The sequence below is a fragment of the Brasilonema sennae CENA114 genome, from assembly GCF_006968745.1.
Taxonomy (GTDB): domain Bacteria; phylum Cyanobacteriota; class Cyanobacteriia; order Cyanobacteriales; family Nostocaceae; genus Brasilonema; species Brasilonema sennae.
In genome coordinates this window covers 4,372,654-4,394,406 of record NZ_CP030118.1, presented here as the reverse complement: position 1 = coordinate 4,394,406, position 21,753 = coordinate 4,372,654, and the positions used below count along the sequence as shown (strand labels likewise).

Sequence of the window (21,753 nt, the reverse complement as noted above, 5' to 3'; positions counted from 1 at the left end):
ATTTGAGATTTGAGATTTGAGATTTGCAATTGTTCAATTCAAGTCTACCAGTAATTCACTTAACTCCTGGTTTTTTTCTGTTGATTTTGGCTAGGAATTTGTCAAGTTGTTGTTGATTGAGTTTGGCAGCAGCAAAGTCAGAAGGCGTATAGCCTTGGGACTCTTTTGACTGACAGTGAGTTATTACGGTTTTTAATGCTTCCATGAATCCAAAACTCAACCTTTCAATACTGGATCGTTTGTGAATTTTCTCACTATAAGCAAACTCCATTTCTAACTTTCCTGAGTGAATTAATCCGCTCACTGCCAAGAGATGGCTGCGATTTCCGCGCCTACTCTGTTCTGATTTCCATTCTTTAACGGATCCGAACATCGCAGAAGCAGACAGAACTTGGTCAAATTGACCTAAATAATTAAAACTAACTTCTGCTTGAGGTAAATTCCGGAATTTCTGTTTAACTTCCGGATTTGGATATAAATATCGCAAAATACCATAACCAATACCATGTTTAGGTAGGCGACGCAGTTGTTCTTTAACTAATTTTAAAGTTTCTTCTAACTGTTCAACAGAACTCAGTTTTAATTGCACAGGGAACAAAGTAGTAAACCAGCCTACGGTACGGGATAAGTCTACATCCTCAAATAAGTCTTCTCGTCCATGTCCTTCTAGATCAACAACTAAGGAATTTTCTCCTGTCCATTGGCTAAAGCTTTGTACCAACGCAGTCAACAAAATATCGTTAATTTGTGTGTTGTAAGCAGAGGGAACATCTTGCAACAAGGCGCGGGTTTCATCCTCATTTAAAAAGAGAGTTAGAGAATTAGTTGCAGCTATGGTATTTTCTTCTTTAGCTAAGGAATAATCTCTAGGTAAATAAACAATATTACCCTCAAACTGAGATAACCAATAATTAATTTCTGTGGCAAGAGTTTGTGATTGACTATACGCTTGTAGCTGATTTGCCCACTCTTGAAAAGAAGTTGTTTTCGGTGGCAATTTGATGGCTTCGCCACGGTTAAGCTGCTGATAAGCGGTTGCTAAGTCTTCCAACAAAATTCGCCATGAGATGCCATCTACCGCTAGGTGATGGATAATAATTAGTAGTTGACTTGGTTGATTGATTCCCAGGTTAAACAACGCGACTTTTATAATTTCTCCTGATGACAAATTCAGGCTGGCTTGAAGTTCAGCATCTTTTGTTTTGATTGCGGTTTGTTGTGCTTCGGGAGAAAGTTCGGACAAATCCACAATGGTGAAAGGCACTGTTTCTGGGAGTGGATCGTTAATCTGTTGCGGAGCAACGCTTTTTAGAACAAATCGCGATTCTCCCAAGGGGAGACGTGCAAAGCACGAACGCAAAGTATCGTGATGCGATAATAATTGTTGCACCGCTTGTTTTAATAACTCTGGTTTTGTCCCTGATGGAATTTCTAGTAAAGCTGACTGGTTAAAGTAATCAGCATCCGGAAAATTCTGCTCGAAAAACCAATGCTGGATGGGTGTTAGCGGTACTGAACCCGTGACTACCCCCTGGTTGGCTTTTATTTGACTGGTTGTGCCTACAACAGTGGCTAACTCGGCAATGGTTTGATGCTGAAATAGTTGTTTTGGAATTAGTTGTAACCCGGCTTGATTTGCTCTAGAAATCATCTGAATACTGATGATCGAATCGCCACCCAACTCAAAGAAATTGTTGTGAATGCTGATATTTGGTCGTCTTAATACTTCAGCCCAAATAGCGGCTAACTTTTCTTCTGTGGGAGTTCGAGGAGCAACAAATCCTACCTCTACATTTCTATCAGCAGTATCTGGGGCAGGCAAAGCACGATAGTCTACTTTACCATTAGGGGTCATCGGTAACTGATCCAAAGGGACGAAGGCAGAAGGAACCATGTAGGGAGGCAACTTCTGTTTGAGGAATTGGCGGATCTCGTCAATTTGTACTTGTCCTTGATTTCCCACCATATAAGCTACAAGACGCTTATTGCCAGGATTTTCTTCATGGGCAATGACAACAGCTTGAGCAACCTGCGGATGTTGATTTAAAACTGTTTCAATCTCACCAAGTTCAATCCTAAAACCGCGAATCTTCACCTGAGAATCCATCCGCCCTAAATATTCCAGATTCCCATCAGGTCGATAACGGACTAAATCTCCTGTTTTATATAATTTTGAATTTTGAGATTGCGTCGCTTTGCTCGCAACGCTACGCAATTTTGAATTGTCAAAGGGATTGGGAATAAATTTTTGCAATGTCAATTCTGGACGGTTCAAGTAACCCCGCGCTACACCTGCACCGCCAATATGGAGTTCCCCTGGTACTCCGATAGGAACGGGCTGCAAGTATTGATCTAACACATAGATTTGAACATTATTAATGGGTTTGCCAATAGGAACTTCCTGATGATTAAGGACGTTGTCTGACAACTTAGATAAAGTTGCAACCACACTGGTTTCAGTTGGGCCATAACTATTAACTAACTGCGGATAATTGCCCACCACTTGATGCCACATTGCAACTTTTTCTGGTAGCACTCGCTCTCCACCAAGAATTACCAGTCGTAATGATTCAGGTAATAATAAATTTCCACTGGTTAATTCACTTACCAATAAATGCCAGTAAGCTGTTGGTAAATCCCATACTGTCAATCCCCATTGTTGAGACTGTTGTATAAACGCAGACACAGACTGCAACATTTTCTCGGTACGCAGCACGAGTGTCCCACCGCAACTTAAACAAGGGTAGATTTCTTCTGCAGCGGTATCAAAACTAATTGAGGCAAATTGAAGAACGCGTTCGCTTGCTGTTATTTTATATTGAGCGATCGCTGCTTGCGTAAAATTAACCAAGGATCGATGTTCAATCAGCACCCCTTTGGGCTTGCCTGTGGAACCTGATGTATAGATAACATACGCCAAGTTACTGGGTGCGACCTCATGTACAGGATTTTCTTGACTCTGGTTCGCAGCAATCAAGTCCTTTTGAGTATCTAAACAAACCATTTGTAGGGGATGTTCAGCTTCCAGGGTTGCCCATTGCTGCATTGTCACCAAAATTGGTATTTGAGCATCGTTGATGATTTCAGTCAATCGTTGTGCTGGATAGGCGGGGTCTAAGGGTACATAAGCACCAGCCGCTTTGAGAATTCCCAAAAGTCCCACTATCATCTCTAAGGAACGCTCAATGCAGATTCCGACTAATGTATCAGGTTTTACTCCCAAGTTTCTCAGGTAGTGAGCAAGTTGATTAGCTTGTGTATTTAATTCCTGATAAGTAAGTTTTTGGTTCTCAAATACCACTGCTACTGCATCAGGGGTCAAAACTCCCTGTTCTTCCACTAGCTGATGAATACATTTCCCTTCAGGATAGGCTGTTTTCGTCTGGTTCCACTCAACCAATAATTGCTGCTGCTGTTCGGACGTTAGTAAGGGATACTGCGAAATGGGTTGATCAGGGTTAGCCACAATCCCTTCTAGCAATATTTGATACTGTGCCATCATCCGCTCGACGGTGGCAGCATCAAAGAGGTCGCTGTTATATTCCCACACAAGAGTTATGCCCTCTGTTTCGATTCCCTTGGCTTTGTCTTGGGAATTACGTCCTACTCGTTGTTCAAAACGGGGAATAACAACAATATCCAGATCGAATTTGGCTGATTTATTGTTGAGTGTTTCATGCTGTTTAATGGTCAACCCTGGTAAACGCAATTCAGGTAGGTGAGCATCATGGAAGCTGAACATCACCTGAAATAGGGGATTGTAGCTGAGATTTCTCTCTGGTTTTAGAATCTCTACAACCTTATCAAAGGGTAAGTCTTCGTTAGCATAACCTTCTAAAGTTACTTGACGCACTTGAGCCAGAAGTTCTCGAAAGGTGGGGTTTCCGGAAACATCTGTGCGGAGAACAATATTATTGACAATCATGCCAATCAACCCTTCTGTTTCCCGCCAACGTCGATTAGCGACTCCAGATCCTACACAAAGGTCTTCTTGTCCCGTGTAGCGGTAGAGCATGGTCACGAACACCGCAAACATACTCATAAATAAAGTTACCCCTTCTTGACGACCCATATTTCTTAGGGCTTCGCAGACATCAAGAGGAAGCTCCATCCGCAGCATTCCGCCTTGGTAAGTTTGCTCGACTGGTCGCGGGCGATCTAATGGTAATTCTAGTAAAGGAGGACTGCCAGATAATTTTTGTTGCCAATAGTTTAGTTGGGCTTGTGCTTCCTCCGTTAACACCCACTGTCGCTGCCAATGGGCAAAATCTGCAAACTGAAGCGAGGGTTCAGCTAGGGGTGAGGGTTTTCCTTCAGAAAAGGCTTGATATAGTGTTAATAATTCCCGCAAAAATAAATTGAATGACCAACCATCATGAACCATGTGATGTTCAACATGAACTAACACATGTTCTTGGTGATTTAATTTTAATAATGTCCAACGAATTAAAGGTAATTCACTAATCTTAAATGGTTTTTGAACTGCGATGTCTGTTAATCTTTGAACTTCGGCTTCCTGTTCAGATTTGGAAACACTTTGGAGGTCTATAACTTCTAATTTGACAGGTTGCGGAGGGTGAATGACTTGTACTAGCTTTCCTTCTACAGCCGGAAATGTGGTGCGAAAAATCTCATGACGGCGTAAAATTTCGCTGAGACTTTGTTCAAGAATAGGTATATTCAAATCTCCCTGAAAGCGCAAACTCTCTTGAAATTGGTAAGCAGTCATAGAGGGTGCTAATTGCTCAATGAAATATACCCGTTCTTGGGCAAAGGAAACTCTTAAGTAACCCTTTCTGGAAATTGGCGTAATTTTAGCTTGGGGTGATGGCTGTTTTAATTGTTGTTGTTTAATGACCTGAATTAAGTCATTGATCGTCGGATTTTCCAAGAGTTGCTTAAAGGATAGCTCAACTTGAAAAACGTCTCGTATCCGAGACAGAATTTGTGTGGCGATGAGAGAATGACCACCCAGTTGGAAAAAATTGTCATTGACTCCGATTTGTTTCCATCCGAAAACCTGACACCAAATTTCTGCTAGAGTTTCTTCTTGGGCGTTACGCGGGGCGAGAAAGGCTTCTTGGAGGTGGGGACGTATGGGATCGGGGATGGGAAGTGCCTGACGATCAACTTTCCCATTGGGAGTAAGAGGTAAAGTCTCTAAAGAAATCAAGACGCTTGGTATCATGTAACTGGGTAGCTTGTATTTAAGGAAGCTTTCCACAGTTGTGAGAGTATTCTCCATCAACAGATGGAGAACAAGATAAGCTACCAAACGTTTGTTTCCAGGGGAATCTTCGCGAACAATGACTACGCTTTGAGATACTTGGGGATGTTGATTGAGGACAGATTCTATTTCTCCTAGTTCAATTCTGAAGCCGTTAAATTTTACTTGATAGTCAATACGTCCTACAAATTCTAGGTTGCCGTCTGGTAGATACCGTCCTAAATCACCAGTTTTATATAACTTGGAATTGTCAAAAGGATTTTCAATAAATTTTTCTGTAGTCAATTCTGGACGGTTGAAATAGCCCCTTGCTAATCCAGCACCACTAATGTATATTTCTCCAATTACTTCCGTCGGGACTGGTTGCAGATTTTGATCTAATACATAGACGTGGATATTCTCTCCCATTGGCTTACCAATAGGTATTGCTGTTCCCTCAAGTTGCGTGGTGCTCAAACTTGATAAAGAGCAAAGTGTAGCTTCAATGGTAGTTTCGGTAGGTCCATAGGCATTAATCAACTCAGGAAATTTGCCTACACACTTGAGCCACATCTTAACTTGTTCTGGCAGTACCGGTTCTCCACCAATAATCACCAAGCGTAATGATTCGGGTAATGTTATTTGACCAGTAGCTAATTCATTGACTATTAAATACCAGTAAGCTGTGGGTAAATCCCACACAGTGATTTGCCAATCTTGAGATTGCTGTACAAATGAGGCGACCGAGTTTATCATGTCCTCAGTTCGTAGGACTAAAGTTGCACCACAACTCAGGCAAGGATATATTTCTTCGGCGGCGACATCAAAACTCATCGAACTGAACTGGAGAATGCGTTCGCGAAGCGTACCCGTAGGGTTCTCACACTCAGATATCTTGTATTGTGCGATCGCCATCTGGGTAAAATTCACCAACGAGTGATGTTCAATCATCACTCCTTTTGGTTTTCCAGTTGACCCTGATGTGTAGATGACGTAAGCCAGATTATGAGGTTTTACTGTATTAACAAGAGGGCGATTCCTGCGGAACGCTACGCGATCGCTGTGGTGAAAAATTTCATCTTGTTGGCTATCTAAACAAATTACCTGTCCTGAATAATCAGATATTAAAGTAGACCATTTTTCTTGCGTTACTAACACAGAAATTTGAGCATCTTGTACCATGTAGCTCAATCTTTCTGCTGGATAAGCAGGATCTAGAGGAACATATGCTCCTCCAGCTTTGAGAATCCCCAATAAACCCACTATCATTTCTAAGGAGCGATCTAGACAAATTCCGACTAGTACCTCAGTTCCTACCCCTAGTTCTTGTAGATAATTAGCGAGTAGGTTAGCTTGAAAATCTAATTCCTGGTATGTCAGTTCCTTCTGCCCAAATACCACAGCTATTGCTTGCGGAGTTCGCGCAACTTGGGCTTCAAATAACTGATGAATACATTGTTTCAACATAAGCCAGATATTTTTGCAATAAGGTTCTTCTACTGACCAGAATGCACTCTCCAAGGTAAGCCTAAAAAACCGGGTTTCTGAACGAAATATTAATGTTTTTAGGCTGAGTGATTTGCAAGAAACCCGGTTTTTATTTATCCTGACTTGATAATAGCTTAGTATTTAATCAAGATTGTGACTGATTTTGCCGAGAACAGCAGAGATCGCCACCGTTCTCGGGGAGGCCAAATAGTTTTTGCCTGTTGGATCGCCACTGCGTCCTTTAAAATTGCGATTGGTTGCATAAACTCCTGTTTCTTCTTTGTCCAAAACCCCAAGTCCAGAATTGATACAAGCCCCACAACCTGACTTGAGAATCTGTGCGCCTGCTTGTTCAAAAATCTCAAGATAGCCTAATGCTTCAGCTTTTTCACGAATCTCCACGGAAGCAGGTACAATAAACAAGTTGACTTTGTCTGCTATTTGACGACCCTGCAAAACTTCCGCAGCCTGAGCCAAATCGTAGAGTTTGCCCCCCGTACAAGAGCCAATAAAAGCTTTGGTAATCGGAATCTCCTCTAACTGACTAATCGGGACTACCTGATCGGGTTTCGGGGGGCGGGCGACTTGCGGTTCTAAATCACTGAGGTCAAATTGATACACTCTTTCGTACTCAGCATCTGGATCGGCAAGAATTTCTTCAAATCCTTGTGAAGATCGGCTTCTCACATAGTTCCGAGTCGTGTCATCAGGAACAATCAAGCCACACATAGCACCACACTCAATGGCCATATTGGCTAGAGTTAACCGTTCATCAAAGGGTAGTTGTGCAAGAATTGACCCTCTAAACTCCATGACCTTACTGGTAGCGCCAGCACAGCCGATTTGCCCCAGAATAAACAGGATAATATCTTTAGCGCTGATTTGGGGAGGTAGGGTTCCAGACAACTCGAATACTAGGGTTTGCGGAACACGAATCCACATATCACCCATAGCATAAATATTCGCCATATCCGTCGTGCCTACACCCGTGGAAAAGGCTCCCAATGCCCCATATGTACAGGTATGAGAATCTGTACCAGCAATTATCATTCCTGGTCGGACAAATCCTTTTTCTGGTAGTAGAACGTGGCAGATGCCTGCTGCTTCGCCTGGAGAAACTATATCAAATAAATGGCATGCTTGGTCGTGGGCAAACTGAACCATCTGTTCATACATGAGATGGGCTTTGTTATCAGGACGGATGTCATTAACTTGAATAAAGTGATCTGCTACCAAAACCACCCTTTGAGAATCCCACAACTTTGCCCCTTCTCCATAGTGTTTATAAAATGTCTTGGCTACAGGCGCAGCGACAGCATCGTGGGATAAGGCTAAATCAACCTGGGCAAAAACCACTTCTCCTGGCTGGACGTAGGAATTACCAGAGGCTTTAGCCAAGAGTTTTTCGACTAAAGTCATGGATCGTTCCGGAGTCAGGCTGGGAGGAACGGTAATTTTCCCCTGACGACGCATCTGATTAAAAGGTATCAGCCCACCAACAGCTGATATCGCATCAACTACTGGATTCTGCTGTTTTTCCCCCAGAATTTCTAGGGATAGTCCAATATTAATGCTATTACGGTAAAAAATTTCGGCGAATGATCGCGCCCGAATCTTCTCAATTCCAGCGGCTTTGAGGGCAATAGGGGCAATTTCTCGACTAGAACCACACCCGAAATTTTCTCCGGCTTCAATCACATTATATTTTAGTAGTTCCCCTACTCCAATGAGATGTTCTAAGGCATACTGTTTTAAGTGATCAGGATCATCTGTTGTTCCTCGATTAGCAGGAATAATATCATCGGTATTGATATCATCTCCTAAATGTAAAACCTTATTTGCATGACTCATGAAGTACTCCTAATTCAGAATGTTGCACGGTGGAAAGTTCTTCGAGCAAAAGGTCAACTAAGGTTTCAGTCTTGACAGAAATTTCTGCTCCTTCGGGAGACAAATCAGCTGTTCGATATCCTTTAGCTAAAATTCGGTCTTGTGCTGCAATAATCCGTTGGGCAGCCCCCACTTTTCCCCATTGCTGAAGCATTAAAATACACGCTGCGAGAGTTCCGAGAGGATTCGCAATTCCTTTGCCAGCAATGTCTGGGGCTGTGCCGTGAATCGCTTCGTACAGCCCAAATCCATCAGCATTCAGACTGGCTGATCCTAATAAGCCGATAGAGCCAACTAAGGCACCGCCAATATCGCTCAGAATATCTCCAAACATATTGCCCGCCAAAATCACATCAAATCTCTGAGGATTTAGAACCATTTGCATAGCTAAGTTATCCACCAGCATTGGCTCCACGATAACACCTGGAAACTGTGTAGCTTCCTCTTGCACTAGACGAGTCCAGGGCAAGTGGGGTAAGGCGTTTTCTTTGTGGGCTACGGTGAGTAATCCTCGTCGTTGTTGGGCTTGCTGTAAGGCTTTGCGAGCAATTCGCCGAATCTCTTCATCATAATAGCGCATGGTATGATAGCCATAAGCTCCGTTATCATCGCAAGACCGTCCAGCTGGTCCAAAATAAATCCCACTGACCAGTTCTCGAACGATTAGCATATCGAGTCCTTGAACTTTCTCTGGTCGGAGGCTAGATTTATGTAGCAGACTGTTAACAATACGAATCGGGCGAAGATTGCAAAAAAAGTCGAAGTGCTTTCGCAGTTCTAGCAGTCCTCCAACACTTGTCGCGCCAAATACAATTCCATCAGATCCATCGCATAGTTGGGCAGTAGCTTGAGGGAAGTAAGTACCAAATTGCTCTTTAGCTGCTGCACCAAGCCAACCATAGTCTACCTGCAAAGTAAATCCTTCAAGTTTAGCAACGTGTTGCAGAATTTCTAAGCAAGCTTCCACAACTTCTGGTCCAATCCCTTCCCCAGGAATGGCGACGATCCGATAAGACGGCTTATTTAAAGACCCCATTGTTCCATAACTCCAACACTTCGTTCACTGTAAAATAGCGTTCTTGTTCAGCTTTGGGATTTTTATTGAGCGATCGCTAGCTATTGCTTGCGGAGTTCACACAATTTTGTTTTCAAATAACTGATGAATACGTTGTGACATGAGCTAGAGATTTTTCAAATAAGGGTTAAAGGATGAAAAGTATCAGGGTATAAGATAACCATTGTTTGAGAAACTACTGGAACACTATCAGTTAGATAATTTTGAGTAATGACCTTTGAGTATTTAATCCAGGATAGTTGGACTCAAAGGTCATTATTTTTCAAAAAATGTCGTAGATTAAGTTTTTCTAAACTCTACATCTACATAACTCTACCTTCCTGTACAAGAAAGTTACAAATTGAGCTAACACCTACATAGTGACATTTTAGATGAAGCATCACCGAATTTAATAGTGAAATTATTCTTCAACAATTTCAACTGTCCTTGGTTCATCAGATGGCACAGTATAAGTATTAGTTTCTGAACTAATATGATTTTTCAGTTTGAGTTTTAGTTCGTCTGAAATGGGTAAATCATTAATTTCTTTGAGGAGAAATCTCACGGATTCCGTTTTGCTACGTTCTGCATAAACTGCCTTGAGAATAGCTTCAATTCCATATCCTGCTATAGTATCTCCCAAAACTGTTATTAGACCAAGCAATCCTATACCTCCTACGATGCCAAACGGTCCTCCCACCGCTGTGAGGGCAGCAGCAACAGCAGCTGAACTCCCTCCTGCTGTGGCTGTTAGAATCACGAGAATTATGCCAGGAAGACCCAGACCGGCAAGTTTTTTAACGATTTCATCCATTGGAATTACCTCAAATTTTAGGTTTTGGTTCAAACATTACTCAGGGTATCAAACTGGAGTCTTTGTAAACAAAGAAACCCATTATTAAATCTAGACTAAGCGAGAATAGAGTGACTTACGCTCAGATAGAGTTAAGATTTTAGAAAATTTTCTCTATTTACCCTTACTTGATAGCTTAGTCTTTAATCAAGATTGTGACTGATTTTCTCGAAAAAAACTGAGATCGCCATCGTTTTTGGGGAGGCGAAATAGTTTTTGCCTGTTCGACCGCCACTGCGCCCTTCAAAATTGTCATTGGTTGCATAAACTCCTGTTGCTTGCTCTGATTAAGACTCATACTGTAGTTGAGAACTCTTGTAAAATATGGAATTTAAGACTCAAAGCCAAACCTAGAAACTGTTTTACCTCTGAATTCTGAATTGTTCTATAAAATTTAGTTTGATAAAACACTACACAACTCATCGATGTCTTGGCTCTTTTCGGCAATCAATCGATGGGCTATAACTTCTAGCTTCCGGAGATTCTCCAGTTTTGCATTATCTATTTCTTCCAATTCAGGAGTTAAAAATGTTTGGAAGCGATAATAACTTTTCGTTTCCTTGTTATTAGACTCAAATAATCGTTCTAATTCTCCGGCTACTACTTCACTACCACCGTCCAAAACAATATTTAAAAGCGGTTTTGCCCATTGCAAAAGTCCCCAATTCTTGACATCGTTATAAGGGTAAACACTCGTCAGGGAACCTGTACCTAAGGAAACGACTAAAATATCCTCTGTATTGAGGAGTTGTGTTTTGTCTTGTCTACTAATTTGTGCTTCCACAATCGCCAAATTTGCTGGATTATTAGCTACTAATCCTCCATCAACTAAAGTATAGAAGTTATTGGAATTATGATAACTAGGAATACGATGGGGAGCAAAATAAGTGGGAGTAGCGCTAGTCGCTAGTGCCGCGTCTGTAAGGGTAAAACCTGCGCATAACTTGCGAAAGTTTCGAGATACTGTCTCTTGTTTGTCCAGCTTATTTGTAAAAAATATAGGAATTCGCTGCTCAATATCGTAGCTAGTGACGAAAACTTCTTTCAAACTTTTTTCTAAAGGAGTGTCTCCAAAATATTGCCGGAAAATTTCCTCTCTGCCGTCAGAAGAATATTTTGGCTGGACAAATATATCCTCTAGCTGACCGAGTATTCTTTCAAATAATGGCTCGTAAAAGATTTCACATCCATATTCAAGAAAGATTTGTACAAGTTCCTCTGCACTGTATTGGGCGACTGACAAGTTTTCAGATAGATCTGGTGGAGTTAATCGAGGTTTAGTTAGTCCGAGTGCAAGAATTCCTCCGCTTGAAGTGCCAGCAATTAAATCAAACAAACTAAAAATTGGCTTTTGTGTCCGCTTTTCAATTTCTGCCAGTATGAGTGCTGGAATAATGCCTCGAATACCGCCTCCATCAATGGCAAGTATTTTATATTTGGAATTCGCTGCCGTATTCATGGTTTCTTGAGATTCTTCCTGAGTTAATTTTTGTGCTTGTTTCTGCGGTTGAATAGTGACTAAAACTCCGCTTTGATTCGTTTGGTTTATTTTGATTTCCCCCTCTTTTGGCAAGGAGGTTAGAGAGGTTTGGGCGTTAGTAGATTTTTTCTCTGTCTCTTTTTCTTCCTTTGGTTGATCCTCATCCCCTACCACTGGCGCTAAATCAGTCATCGCTTGAGTGGAGGAATCTTCCTGTAGTACTGCAATTTCTGTTAGAGGGGAAGTGTTCTCTAGACTTGCCGTTTCACCTTGTTTCTCGCCTTCACTGGAGGACTGTGCAAGCGTAAATGGAAGTTCTGCTAAATCCCAAGTGGGATTACCATGCAGCTTTCCATCATAGCCATTTCCAGTTTCGTCTCGGATAGTTGTCCCTTCTGCTTCATTTAATGTCCAGTAAGCTACTAATCCTTCTTCATTTCCAACTAGAGGCTGATAGCGTTGCGTTTGAATTTCTGTTTGGGAACAGGGGTAATTCCAGACGCTAATGTTAGCTAATTGACCTGTGAAAAATATGTTGTTGTGTAAAGTCGCGCCAAGAGTTACAGAACTAGTTGCTTTGTTTAAAAAGGTACCTGTTAAAGAGCCAGCATATTCATGGTCATCAAGATGTATGGTTAGTTGACCTTGATTAAAAACAATAGCAAAGAAGTGCCATTGTCCGACACTTAATTCCCCATTGCCAAAGGTTTTGATCACATTGTCAACTTTCTCATCAATGTATAGATCTAGATTTCCTGACTCACTTATGCCGAACTCAAAATTATCACTGTATCTATCTGAAGAACGGGCAAAAAAAACATTGCGCGTCCCATAAGTGCTGGCTTTGTTTGTTAGTTGATGAGGATTAATCCATCCAGAAATCGTAAAAGCTGAACTCCCCTCAGCAAAAACACCTCCAATATCACTCTTACCAAAATCTATGTAACTCTCCTGACCATCAAATCTTAGAACTAATCGGGTCTCTACTTTGTTTATCACGAGATTTTTTCTCCAAATATGAGTCTATTTTATAGGTTTATCAAATCTAATTTTAATGTTAAATCATACTCTTCAATTGACTCAACTAGTTCCGTTGTATAGCTACACGATAGGAAAAGCGCGTTAAAAACTTCCTCGCTATGTGAGCAATTGCAGCCATTCTACTATAGTTGCGACTTTGCAGACCGGCTCTAGCTGCAAATCAGTTATGGTTTGTAACTATTCTTGTCTTGATTCACTGTTTTAATTATTTTTTAATTCTTTTAAATATCTGCTTAACTGTCTTAACTGTCTTAACTGTCTTAAGTATTGGTACAGTTTTTTTGTGAAGCTCAGGAATTTGTAAGCTGAAGTTGAAAAGATGTTTTAAAATGAGGGGTGTCGTAAGAAACTTCACAAGGGTAATCGTATAAATTTGTAAAATAACAGTTTAGATGGAGGAGAACGAGGGAAAAACTTTATGCGAACGCTTATACTGAGCGCTATGTGCTATCACTAAACACATTGTGATGGTCAGTAACTATTTGAGGTTTTCACGATGAATGTATTTGTTTCATTCGTTAGCAGGCCTGTAATCGCGCCCCTTTTGCGCTCATATTTTGCACCTCTAGGTAAAAATCCAGGCAATGTAAAAAGTGCGCGATAAGGCAACCTGATTTTTCTTGGTTTTTATCGCGTTCATCAAGAATTGTAGTTTAATGACTCAATCTTAAATTACAATTACATCTTTAATATTGGTGCAAAATGTGAGCGATCGCCTTGCTATAAATGGAGAAAATCCAGAGAAGGGTAATTTATAAAGTAAATATAAAGAGATGGCTTTAAAGAAGATGCAATACACCTTTTGGTGTTTGCTTTCCTTTGGAATAGCCCATCATACTTTGTGTGTACAAGATAGAGTGTAGATGACAATAAAAGCCTATAAGACGAATTTGAATGACAGGAAAGGGCAAGTGATAGAACTGCTAATTCTGCTAAAATGGTGGCTGAAAAACTGTGGATATGTGTGAGGTTTAAATGTCATCTCCGACGTTATTCGTACTGTATGGCAGTTAGGTAATCTTAATTTTCAAAGAACGGACTTTAAGAAGGATATACAAGTTAATGCAGTTAGAGAATTCTAATCAACTTTTAGTCAATTTCAGTCAAAAAAGTTTTACAGATAAGGAAATAGAAGTTGCTATCCGAGCCAGTTTGACTATTAATGATTGTGTAGTAATAGAGAGACAAACAAAAAAAAGAACACACGAGTTAGTTGCTTATGTAGTTCCATCAGGTTTATTTGTACCAGAACAATTGTTGTCTCACCTGCAAACAATTCTGCCTACCGAATTGATACCTACAGCATTCGTACCAGTTTCCACCATACCCTTAACAGATGCAGGGCAGGTAGATGAAGTTACTCTAGCTTCTTTAGAAGTGATTGACTCTGACTTAATGCGTCGCATAGAGGAGCAATTAGAGTCATTGTCAGAAATTGAACGTGTTGCAGTGGTTGTTGAACCCCACGTTAAAAGAATTCCTCCCGTACATTTAGAAGATTTACTACTCGAAAATCACGCACTCGCCTCTGAAGATAACCAGCAAAAAGTACAAGCAATTATACCTAGTGAAAAGGTAGAAAATCAAAACTCTGACTCGTCACAAAAGCTAGCTATTAGTCACGGAGAATTACAACAATCCTTCCAAAACACTCCCAAAACTTTAAAAGAAGTACTGCAACGTGCTGCTCAAAGTTTAACTAAAGGTATCATCTACGTTCAAGCTGATGATACTGAAAAAGTTCAATCTTATCGGGAATTATGGCAGGATGCTCAACGGATTTTAGCTGGATTGAGAAACCTAGGACTAAAGCCCCAAGACAAAGTCATTTTTCAACTGGAGGATAATCAAGATTTCATTTGTGCTTTTTGGGGTTGCGTGCTGGGGGGCTTTGTTCCAGTGCCAATCTCCATCGCCTCAACTTATGAGCCAACCAACAGTATCGCAAGCAAACTACAAAATACTTGGCAGATGTTGGGTAAACCTCTTGTACTGACGAGCGCTTCTTTAGCTTCCAACATTGATGATTTATCTAAACTTTTAAATTTAAAAAACTTTCAACTTGCAACTATTGATAAGTTGCGTGAGTACGAAGCAGATTTTAATTTATATCAAAGTCAACCAGAGGATTTAGCAATATTGTTTTTGACTTCTGGTAGCACTGGTATACCTAAGTGTGTGATGCTAAATCATCACAATATATTAAGTATGACGGCTGGCTTAGTTTTAATGGGTAACTTCTCCAGTCAGGAAAGCGTTTTAAACTGGATGCCTTTGGATCATGTTGGGGCGCTAGTGTCTCTCAGTATTATGGCTGTTAGCCTTGGTTGCCAACAAATTCATGCGCCTACTAGTTTGATTGTGCAAAATCCGCTCAAGTGGCTAGATTTGATTGACAAACATCAAGCTACGATTAGTTGGGCACCTAATTTTGCCTTTTCCTTAATTTGTGACCGCGCTTTCGATATCAGTTGCAAAAACTGGGATTTATCTTCAATAAAGTTTGTGATTAATGCTGGCGAGCCGATTGTAACTAAAACAGCGAGGAATTTTTTAAAACTGCTCAAAGGTTACGGTTTCCAAACTAATGCTATTCACCCAGCCTTTGGGATGTGTGAAACTTCTTCTGGTATTACTTATTCTGACAGTTTTTCTCTAGAATATTCATCAGATGATACCTCATTTGTAGAACTTGGACTTCCAATTGCTGGTGCTTCACTGCGTATTGTTGATGAACACGAACAAATAGTTATAGAAGGTAAAATTGGGCGTTTACAAGTAAAAGGTGCATCTGTGACTTCTGGTTACTACCAAAATCCACAAGCAAACCAAGAAGCTTTCAGCCCTGATGGTTGGTTTAACACCGGGGATTTAGGATTTCTCCATCAAGGGCGTTTAACTATTACTGGGCGGCAGAAAGATGTCATTATTATCAATGGGTTGAACTACTATTCCCACGAAATCGAAGCCGCTGTTGAAGAAGTTAAAGGAGTAGAAGTTTCTTATACAGCTGCTTGTGCAGTGAAAGAACCCGGAATAAATATTGATAAACTAGCTATATTTTTCAATACTTCCCTCTCTGTTGATACCAGTTTAGTAGCTCTACTTCAGGAAATTCGCACTTCCGTGATCAACAAGGTGGGAATAAATCCAGATTATCTAATTCCAGTAGCTCAAGAAGTTGTTCCTAAAACCGCCATTGGTAAAATCCAACGCTCTCAATTGAGTCAGCGCTTCAAGAGAAACGAGTTTAAATCCATTATTAAACGAATTGATATATTACTGGGTAACACCAATACCGTTCCTAACTGGTTCTACCGTCAAGTATGGAAGCCCAAATCTCCTATTACTTTTAGTTCTTCTTTAATTGTTATTAATCCTACTCTAGTATTTCTAGATTCTTTCGGGTTGGGGACATATTTATGTCAAATCTTGTCAGAGCAGAACCTGCCATACATCACTGTTTCAGCCGGAGAAGATTTCAAAAAAATTAATCACTCAAGCTACACAATCACTCCAGAAAAACCCAAGGAATACCAACTTTTAATCGAATCCCTAGCAGCAGATAACATTATAATTGGTCAAATTCTTCACCTATGGACTTATGACCAGTATATTGGGGAAGTCGAAAATCAAAAAGCTCTCGAACAAGCACAAGAGCATGGAATATACAGTTTATTGTTTTTGGTTCAAGCTCTAGCCAAAGTTCAGGGTTCTGATAATTCTATTCAATTACTATTTATTTCTTCCCATATTCAATCTATTTGCTCAGATGACCCAACAGCCTATGAAAAATCAGCAGTATTAGGGCTATTGAAAACCATTCCTCAAGAATTACCTTGGTTGAACTGTCGCCATATCGATTTGCCTTTCGCTGAAGTGAAAACAAATGGAGCTTATATCTTACAAGAGATGCAAGTTTCCTCAAAAGAACGAGAGGTTGCCTACAGAAATGGGCAGCGTTTCATTCCTCGTCTAGAAAAAGTTGAATTTACCAGCAAACAGAAATCCTCAATTCCTTTTAAGCAAGGAGGAACTTATTTAATTACCGGAGGACTCGGTGGTATAGGTATTGAAATTGCCCAATACCTGCTGAAAAATTACCAAGCAAGACTAGTGTTGGTTGGCAGAACTGCAATACCTGAAAAAAGTACCTGGAATACCTATTTAGAGAAAGAAGATTCTATTGCACAACGCTTGAAAGCATATCAAAAATTAGAACGGCTGCAAGGAGAGATAATTTACGAAGCTGTTGATATTTGTGACTTAAAACAGTTACAGATAATAGTTGAAAAAGCTAAATCCCGATGGGGTAAGAATCTGGATGGGATAATTCATTTAGCCGGAACTTTCCATGAGCAGCTTGTATTGGAAGAGACTCAAGAGAACTTAGCAGCAGTACTGCGTCCCAAGGTGTTGGGTGCTTGGGCATTGCATCAACTGGTGAAAGACAATAAAGGCAGCATTTTCATCAACTTTTCTTCGGCACACGGTTTTTTTGGTAGCACTGCTGTCAGTGCTTATGCTGCTGCCAATAGTTTTCTTGATCGCTTTTCTCATTACCAAAATTCCAACAGTGAATTAGCGAGCTATTGTATGAGTTGGAGTATGTGGGATGAGACAGGGATGAGCCAGGGATATCAGATGAAGAATCTGATCCGTAGCAAAGGTTTTTATGTGATGTCTTCTTCTCAAGCAATATCTTCGATGCTTACGAGCTTACAACATCAACAACCCCATCTATTGATAGGTTTGGATGGCAGTAACCAAAACATTCAACGTTGGCAATCGTCAGCTTTGAATTTACAGAAGTTAACTACCTATTTCACTGCCAGTAGTAACGAGGTTGTTCAATTACCAGACTTTCAGGTTCAAGACTGCTTTGGAACTGCTTGCAACTATAAATTAGTACAACTGCCCCAAATGCCTTGTCTTGAAAACGGCGAAATTGATCGCGTTCGCCTAATTGGGGGAATTAACACTCAAGAAATTAGGGAGCGAATAGAACCACGCAACGAGATAGAGCTCAAAATTGCTCAATGTTGGCAGGAAGTAATGAGAGTGCCACCTTTAAGCATTCACGACAACTTTTTTGAGTTGGGGGGAAATTCCCTGCTAGCTGGTCAAGTGATTTCTCGATTACGCGAACATTTCTCACTAGAATTGTCTTTACAGCGTTTATTTAAAGCGCCTACTATCGCGACTTTAGCCCAAAGTATTGAGGCGATTCGAGGAGTAACTCAGGACAAGAGTGGATCTATTGAGGCACTTGAAGAAGAATATGAAGAGGTAAGGATATGATCACAGAAGAGTTTTTAGCTAACCTGCAAACAAAAGGTGTAAAAATCTGGATTGACGGAGATCAACTTGGCTGTCGCGCCCCTAAAGGAGTGATGACAGCAGCCATACAGCAGGAACTGCTAAAACGAAAAACAGAAATCCTTGCTTTTCTTAAAGAAGCTCAAACAGCCACACAATCTACCTCTTTCCCCCTAATACCAGTTTCTAGAGATGGGGAGTTGCCTTTATCTTTTGCTCAACAGAGGATGTGGTTTCTTCATCAGTTGGATAAGGAAAGCCCATTCTACAATGAAAGTCTCCAATTACGGATTAATGGCAAGCTTTCCGTGACAGCCTTAGAACAGAGCATCAACGAAATAATCCGCCGTCACGAAGCCTTACGGACTACCTTTACTGTTATTGAGGGCGTTCCTTTTCAAGCGATCTCGCCCACCTTTACCATCACCATACCAGTGGTGGACTTACAAGGTTTAAAAGAAGCTGATATTCAACAAATAGTCACTCAAGAAGTTCGCCAACCCTTTGACTTGGGTATCGCTCCTTTGTTGCGAGCTACTCTACTGCGCCAGGAAGCAGAATCTCACTTGTTAATCTTGACCATGCACCACATCATTACTGATGGCTGGTCAATGGGGATATTCTTCAAAGAGTTAGAAGTCCTTTATGACGCTTTTAGTAAAGGTGAACCAAATCCCTTACCAGAGTTAACAGTACAATACGCGGATTTTGCGCTTTGGCAACGCCAGTGGTTAACTAAAGAAGTTCTAGAAAAGCAACTTGATTACTGGAAACAACAGTTAGTTAATGCACCGCCTTTATTGGAGTTGCCAACGGATTATCCTCGTCCACCAGTGCAGACTTTCTCTGGTGCTACTAAAAAATTTCAACTCCCAGAGCATTTAACTTTCGAGCTGGTAACCCTCAGCCAAAAGTCTGGTGTCACCTTGTTTATGACGCTGCTGGCAGCTTTTGCAGTTTTACTCCATCGCTATAGTGGTGTAGATGATATTTGTATCGGTTCGCCTTTTGCTAACCGCAATCGTCAAGAAATTGACCCACTAATTGGCTGTTTTGTCAACACTTTAGTGTTGCGTACTCAAATCGAAGATAATCCTAGCTTCTCTCAATTCCTCCAACAAGTCCGCTCTGTTGTCTGGGATGCTCACGCACAGCAAGACATACCATTTGAGCAAGTGGTAGAAGCACTACAGCCAGAACGTTCTCTTGGCTACAACCCCCTGTTTCAGGTGATGTTTGTTCTGGAAAATTTCTCGCTCGATACTTTAGAGTTACCTGGTATTAGTCTGACTCCAGAGATGGTAGAACGAGGTACGTCTCAGTGCGATTTGAGCTTGTCGATTTGGCAGACACAAGAGGGATTAATTGGCTCATGGGAATATAACAGCGATTTGTTTGAGGCAGATACAATTGCTAGGATGACAGGTCATTTTCAGACTTTGTTAGAAACAATAGTCAGCGATCCCAATCACAGAGTTGGAAAATTACCTTTGCTAACTGAGTCAGAACGACATCAGTTATTAGTGGAATGGAATAATACTCAGGTAGACTATCCTCAAGATAAGTGTATCCATCAGTTGTTTGAGGAACAGGTAGAGCGCACTCCAAATGCTGTGGCGGTGGTGTTTGACAATCAACAACTCACTTATCAACAATTGAACACCCAAGCTAATCAGTTGGCACATTACTTGCGCTCACTGGGTGTGAAAGCCGATGTGCTGGTGGGTATTTGTGTGGAACGCTCAGTAGAAATGATTGTGGGTATACTGGGCATTCTCAAGGCGGGTGGGGCTTATGTGCCACTTGATCCAGAGTATCCCCAAGAGCGTTTAAGCTTTATGCTTGAAGATACTCAGCTATCAGTGATATTGAGTCAGGAAAAGTTAGTTAGTAAGCTGGGCGATCGCGAAGCGCGGCAGCTATTCGCTGATTGCAAAGCTAGTGTCATTTGCTTAGACTCAAACTGGGATATCATCAATCAACAAACAAAATACAACCCGACTACCAGCATCAAACCTGATAACTTAGCTTATGTAATGTACACAAGCGGTTCTACAGGTCAACCCAAAGGTGTTAGTATTATCCATCGAGGTGTAGTTCGATTAGTCAAACAAACCGACTATATCAGCATTTCTACTCAAGATGTCATTGCACAAGCCTCAAATTACGCCTTCGACGCTGCGACTTTTGAAATTTGGGGAGCCTTACTAAATGGAGCGCGGTTGGTAGGGGTGAGCAAAGAGTTAGCAATTTCGCCCAAAGATTTCGCAGCCTTTATTAAAGCGCAAACTATCAGCGTTTTATTCTTAACAACCGCGTTGTTCAATCAAATTGCTCAAGAAGTACCCTCTGCTTTCAATTCACTACGGCATCTTTTATTTGGAGGCGAGGCTGTCGATCCTAAATGGGTGAAAAAAGTACTGGACAATGGTGCGCCGCAGCGACTACTGCATGTTTATGGACCGACAGAGAATACAACATTTACTTCCTGGTACTTGGTGCAGGATGTTCCCGAAGACGCTACAACTATTGCTATTGGTCGTCCAATTGCTAATACCCAAGTTTATATCTTAGATAAAAATCTCCAGCCCGTAACTGTAGGTGTACCAGGAGAGTTACACATTGGTGGTGCTGGATTAGCACAAGGCTATTTTAATCGTCCTGAAACTACTGCCGAAAAATTTATTGAAATTGAATTATTTAATAAAGTTGAACGCCTCTACAAAACTGGGGATTTAGTACGCTATTTACCAGATGGCAACATTGAATACGTAGGACGCATTGACAATCAAGTAAAAATTCGGGGTTTTCGCATCGAATTAGGCGAAATCGAAACAGTTGTGAGTCAATATCCCCATGTGCAGGCATCTTGTGTTATCGCCCGCGAAGATACTCCTGGGGACAAACGCCTAGTCGCTTACATTGTGCCTCAAAAAGAGCAGACTTGTACTTCGACTTCGCTCAGTACACTTACAGTTAGCGAACTGCGTAGCTTCCTGAAGCAAAAGTTACCAGAGTATATGGTGCCAAGTGCAATAGTGATCCTAGAAGCTCTACCGCTTACTCCCAACGGCAAAGTAGATCGCCACGCCTTACCAGTACCCGATTTCTACAGTGAAGTAGCAGACAAATATGTAGCTCCGCGTACCTCTATTGAAAAAACGTTGGCACAAATTTGGGCGCAAGTGCTAAAAGTAGAGCAAGTAGGCATTCACGATAATTTTTTTGAACTAGGGGGACATTCCCTACTCGCTATCCAAGTCCTGTCAGAGATCAACTCAGCTTTTGGACTTGACCTATCTATACAGATAATGTTTGAGTCTCCCACAGTAGCTGGGATAGCAGCGTACATAGAAGTAGTGGATTTGGTAACACAAAATTTATCAATTAAAGAAGTCGGTAGTGAGGTAGTGGAGTTTTGA

At 41.1% G+C, this 21,753-nt stretch carries 6 protein-coding genes and 2 pseudogenes; 2 read left to right on the top strand and 6 right to left on the bottom strand.

The genetic code is table 11. From position 1 onward, the window contains the following. Nucleotides 1-55: 55 nt before the first annotated feature. From DP114_RS18550 to DP114_RS18530, 6 genes and pseudogenes are all read right to left on the bottom strand, one after another. Nucleotides 56-6,670: pseudogene (locus DP114_RS18550) on the bottom strand (amino acid adenylation domain-containing protein); the annotation flags it as partial. A gap of 165 nt (nt 6,671-6,835) precedes the next feature. Further along, nucleotides 6,836-8,113, bottom strand: a complete 1,278-nt coding sequence (locus tag DP114_RS18545; protein ID WP_246163368.1) for a 3-isopropylmalate dehydratase large subunit — start codon at nt 8,111-8,113, stop codon at nt 6,836-6,838. 132 nt (nt 8,114-8,245) lie between these two features. Further along, a pseudogene (locus tag DP114_RS36360) lies at nt 8,246-8,389 on the bottom strand (3-isopropylmalate dehydratase); the annotation flags it as partial. 139 nt (nt 8,390-8,528) lie between these two features. Beyond that, nucleotides 8,529-9,620, bottom strand: a complete 1,092-nt coding sequence (leuB, locus tag DP114_RS18540; protein WP_169265343.1) for a 3-isopropylmalate dehydrogenase — start codon at nt 9,618-9,620, stop codon at nt 8,529-8,531. A gap of 439 nt (nt 9,621-10,059) precedes the next feature. Continuing rightward, entirely contained in the window at nt 10,060-10,452 is a 393-nt protein-coding gene (locus tag DP114_RS18535; RefSeq protein ID WP_169265342.1) for a hypothetical protein, read from the bottom strand. A 433-nt stretch (nt 10,453-10,885) separates the two neighbouring features. Continuing rightward, nucleotides 10,886-12,970 carry a patatin-like phospholipase family protein gene (locus DP114_RS18530; protein ID WP_171976797.1) on the bottom strand — a complete coding sequence of 695 codons (2,085 nt, stop codon included), beginning with the start codon at nt 12,968-12,970 and terminating at the stop codon, nt 10,886-10,888. Nucleotides 12,971-14,074: 1,104 nt separating this feature from the next. On the opposite strand from DP114_RS18530, the gene DP114_RS18525 reads away from it, so the two are divergent. Next, nucleotides 14,075-18,313, top strand: coding sequence for an SDR family NAD(P)-dependent oxidoreductase (locus DP114_RS18525; RefSeq protein WP_171976796.1), 4,239 nt, complete (start codon nt 14,075-14,077; stop codon nt 18,311-18,313). Then, nucleotides 18,310-21,753: a non-ribosomal peptide synthetase gene (locus DP114_RS18520; protein ID WP_171976795.1), complete on the top strand. Its 3,444-nt coding sequence runs from the start codon at nt 18,310-18,312 to the stop codon at nt 21,751-21,753. Before DP114_RS18525 ends, DP114_RS18520 begins: the two co-directional genes overlap by 4 nt.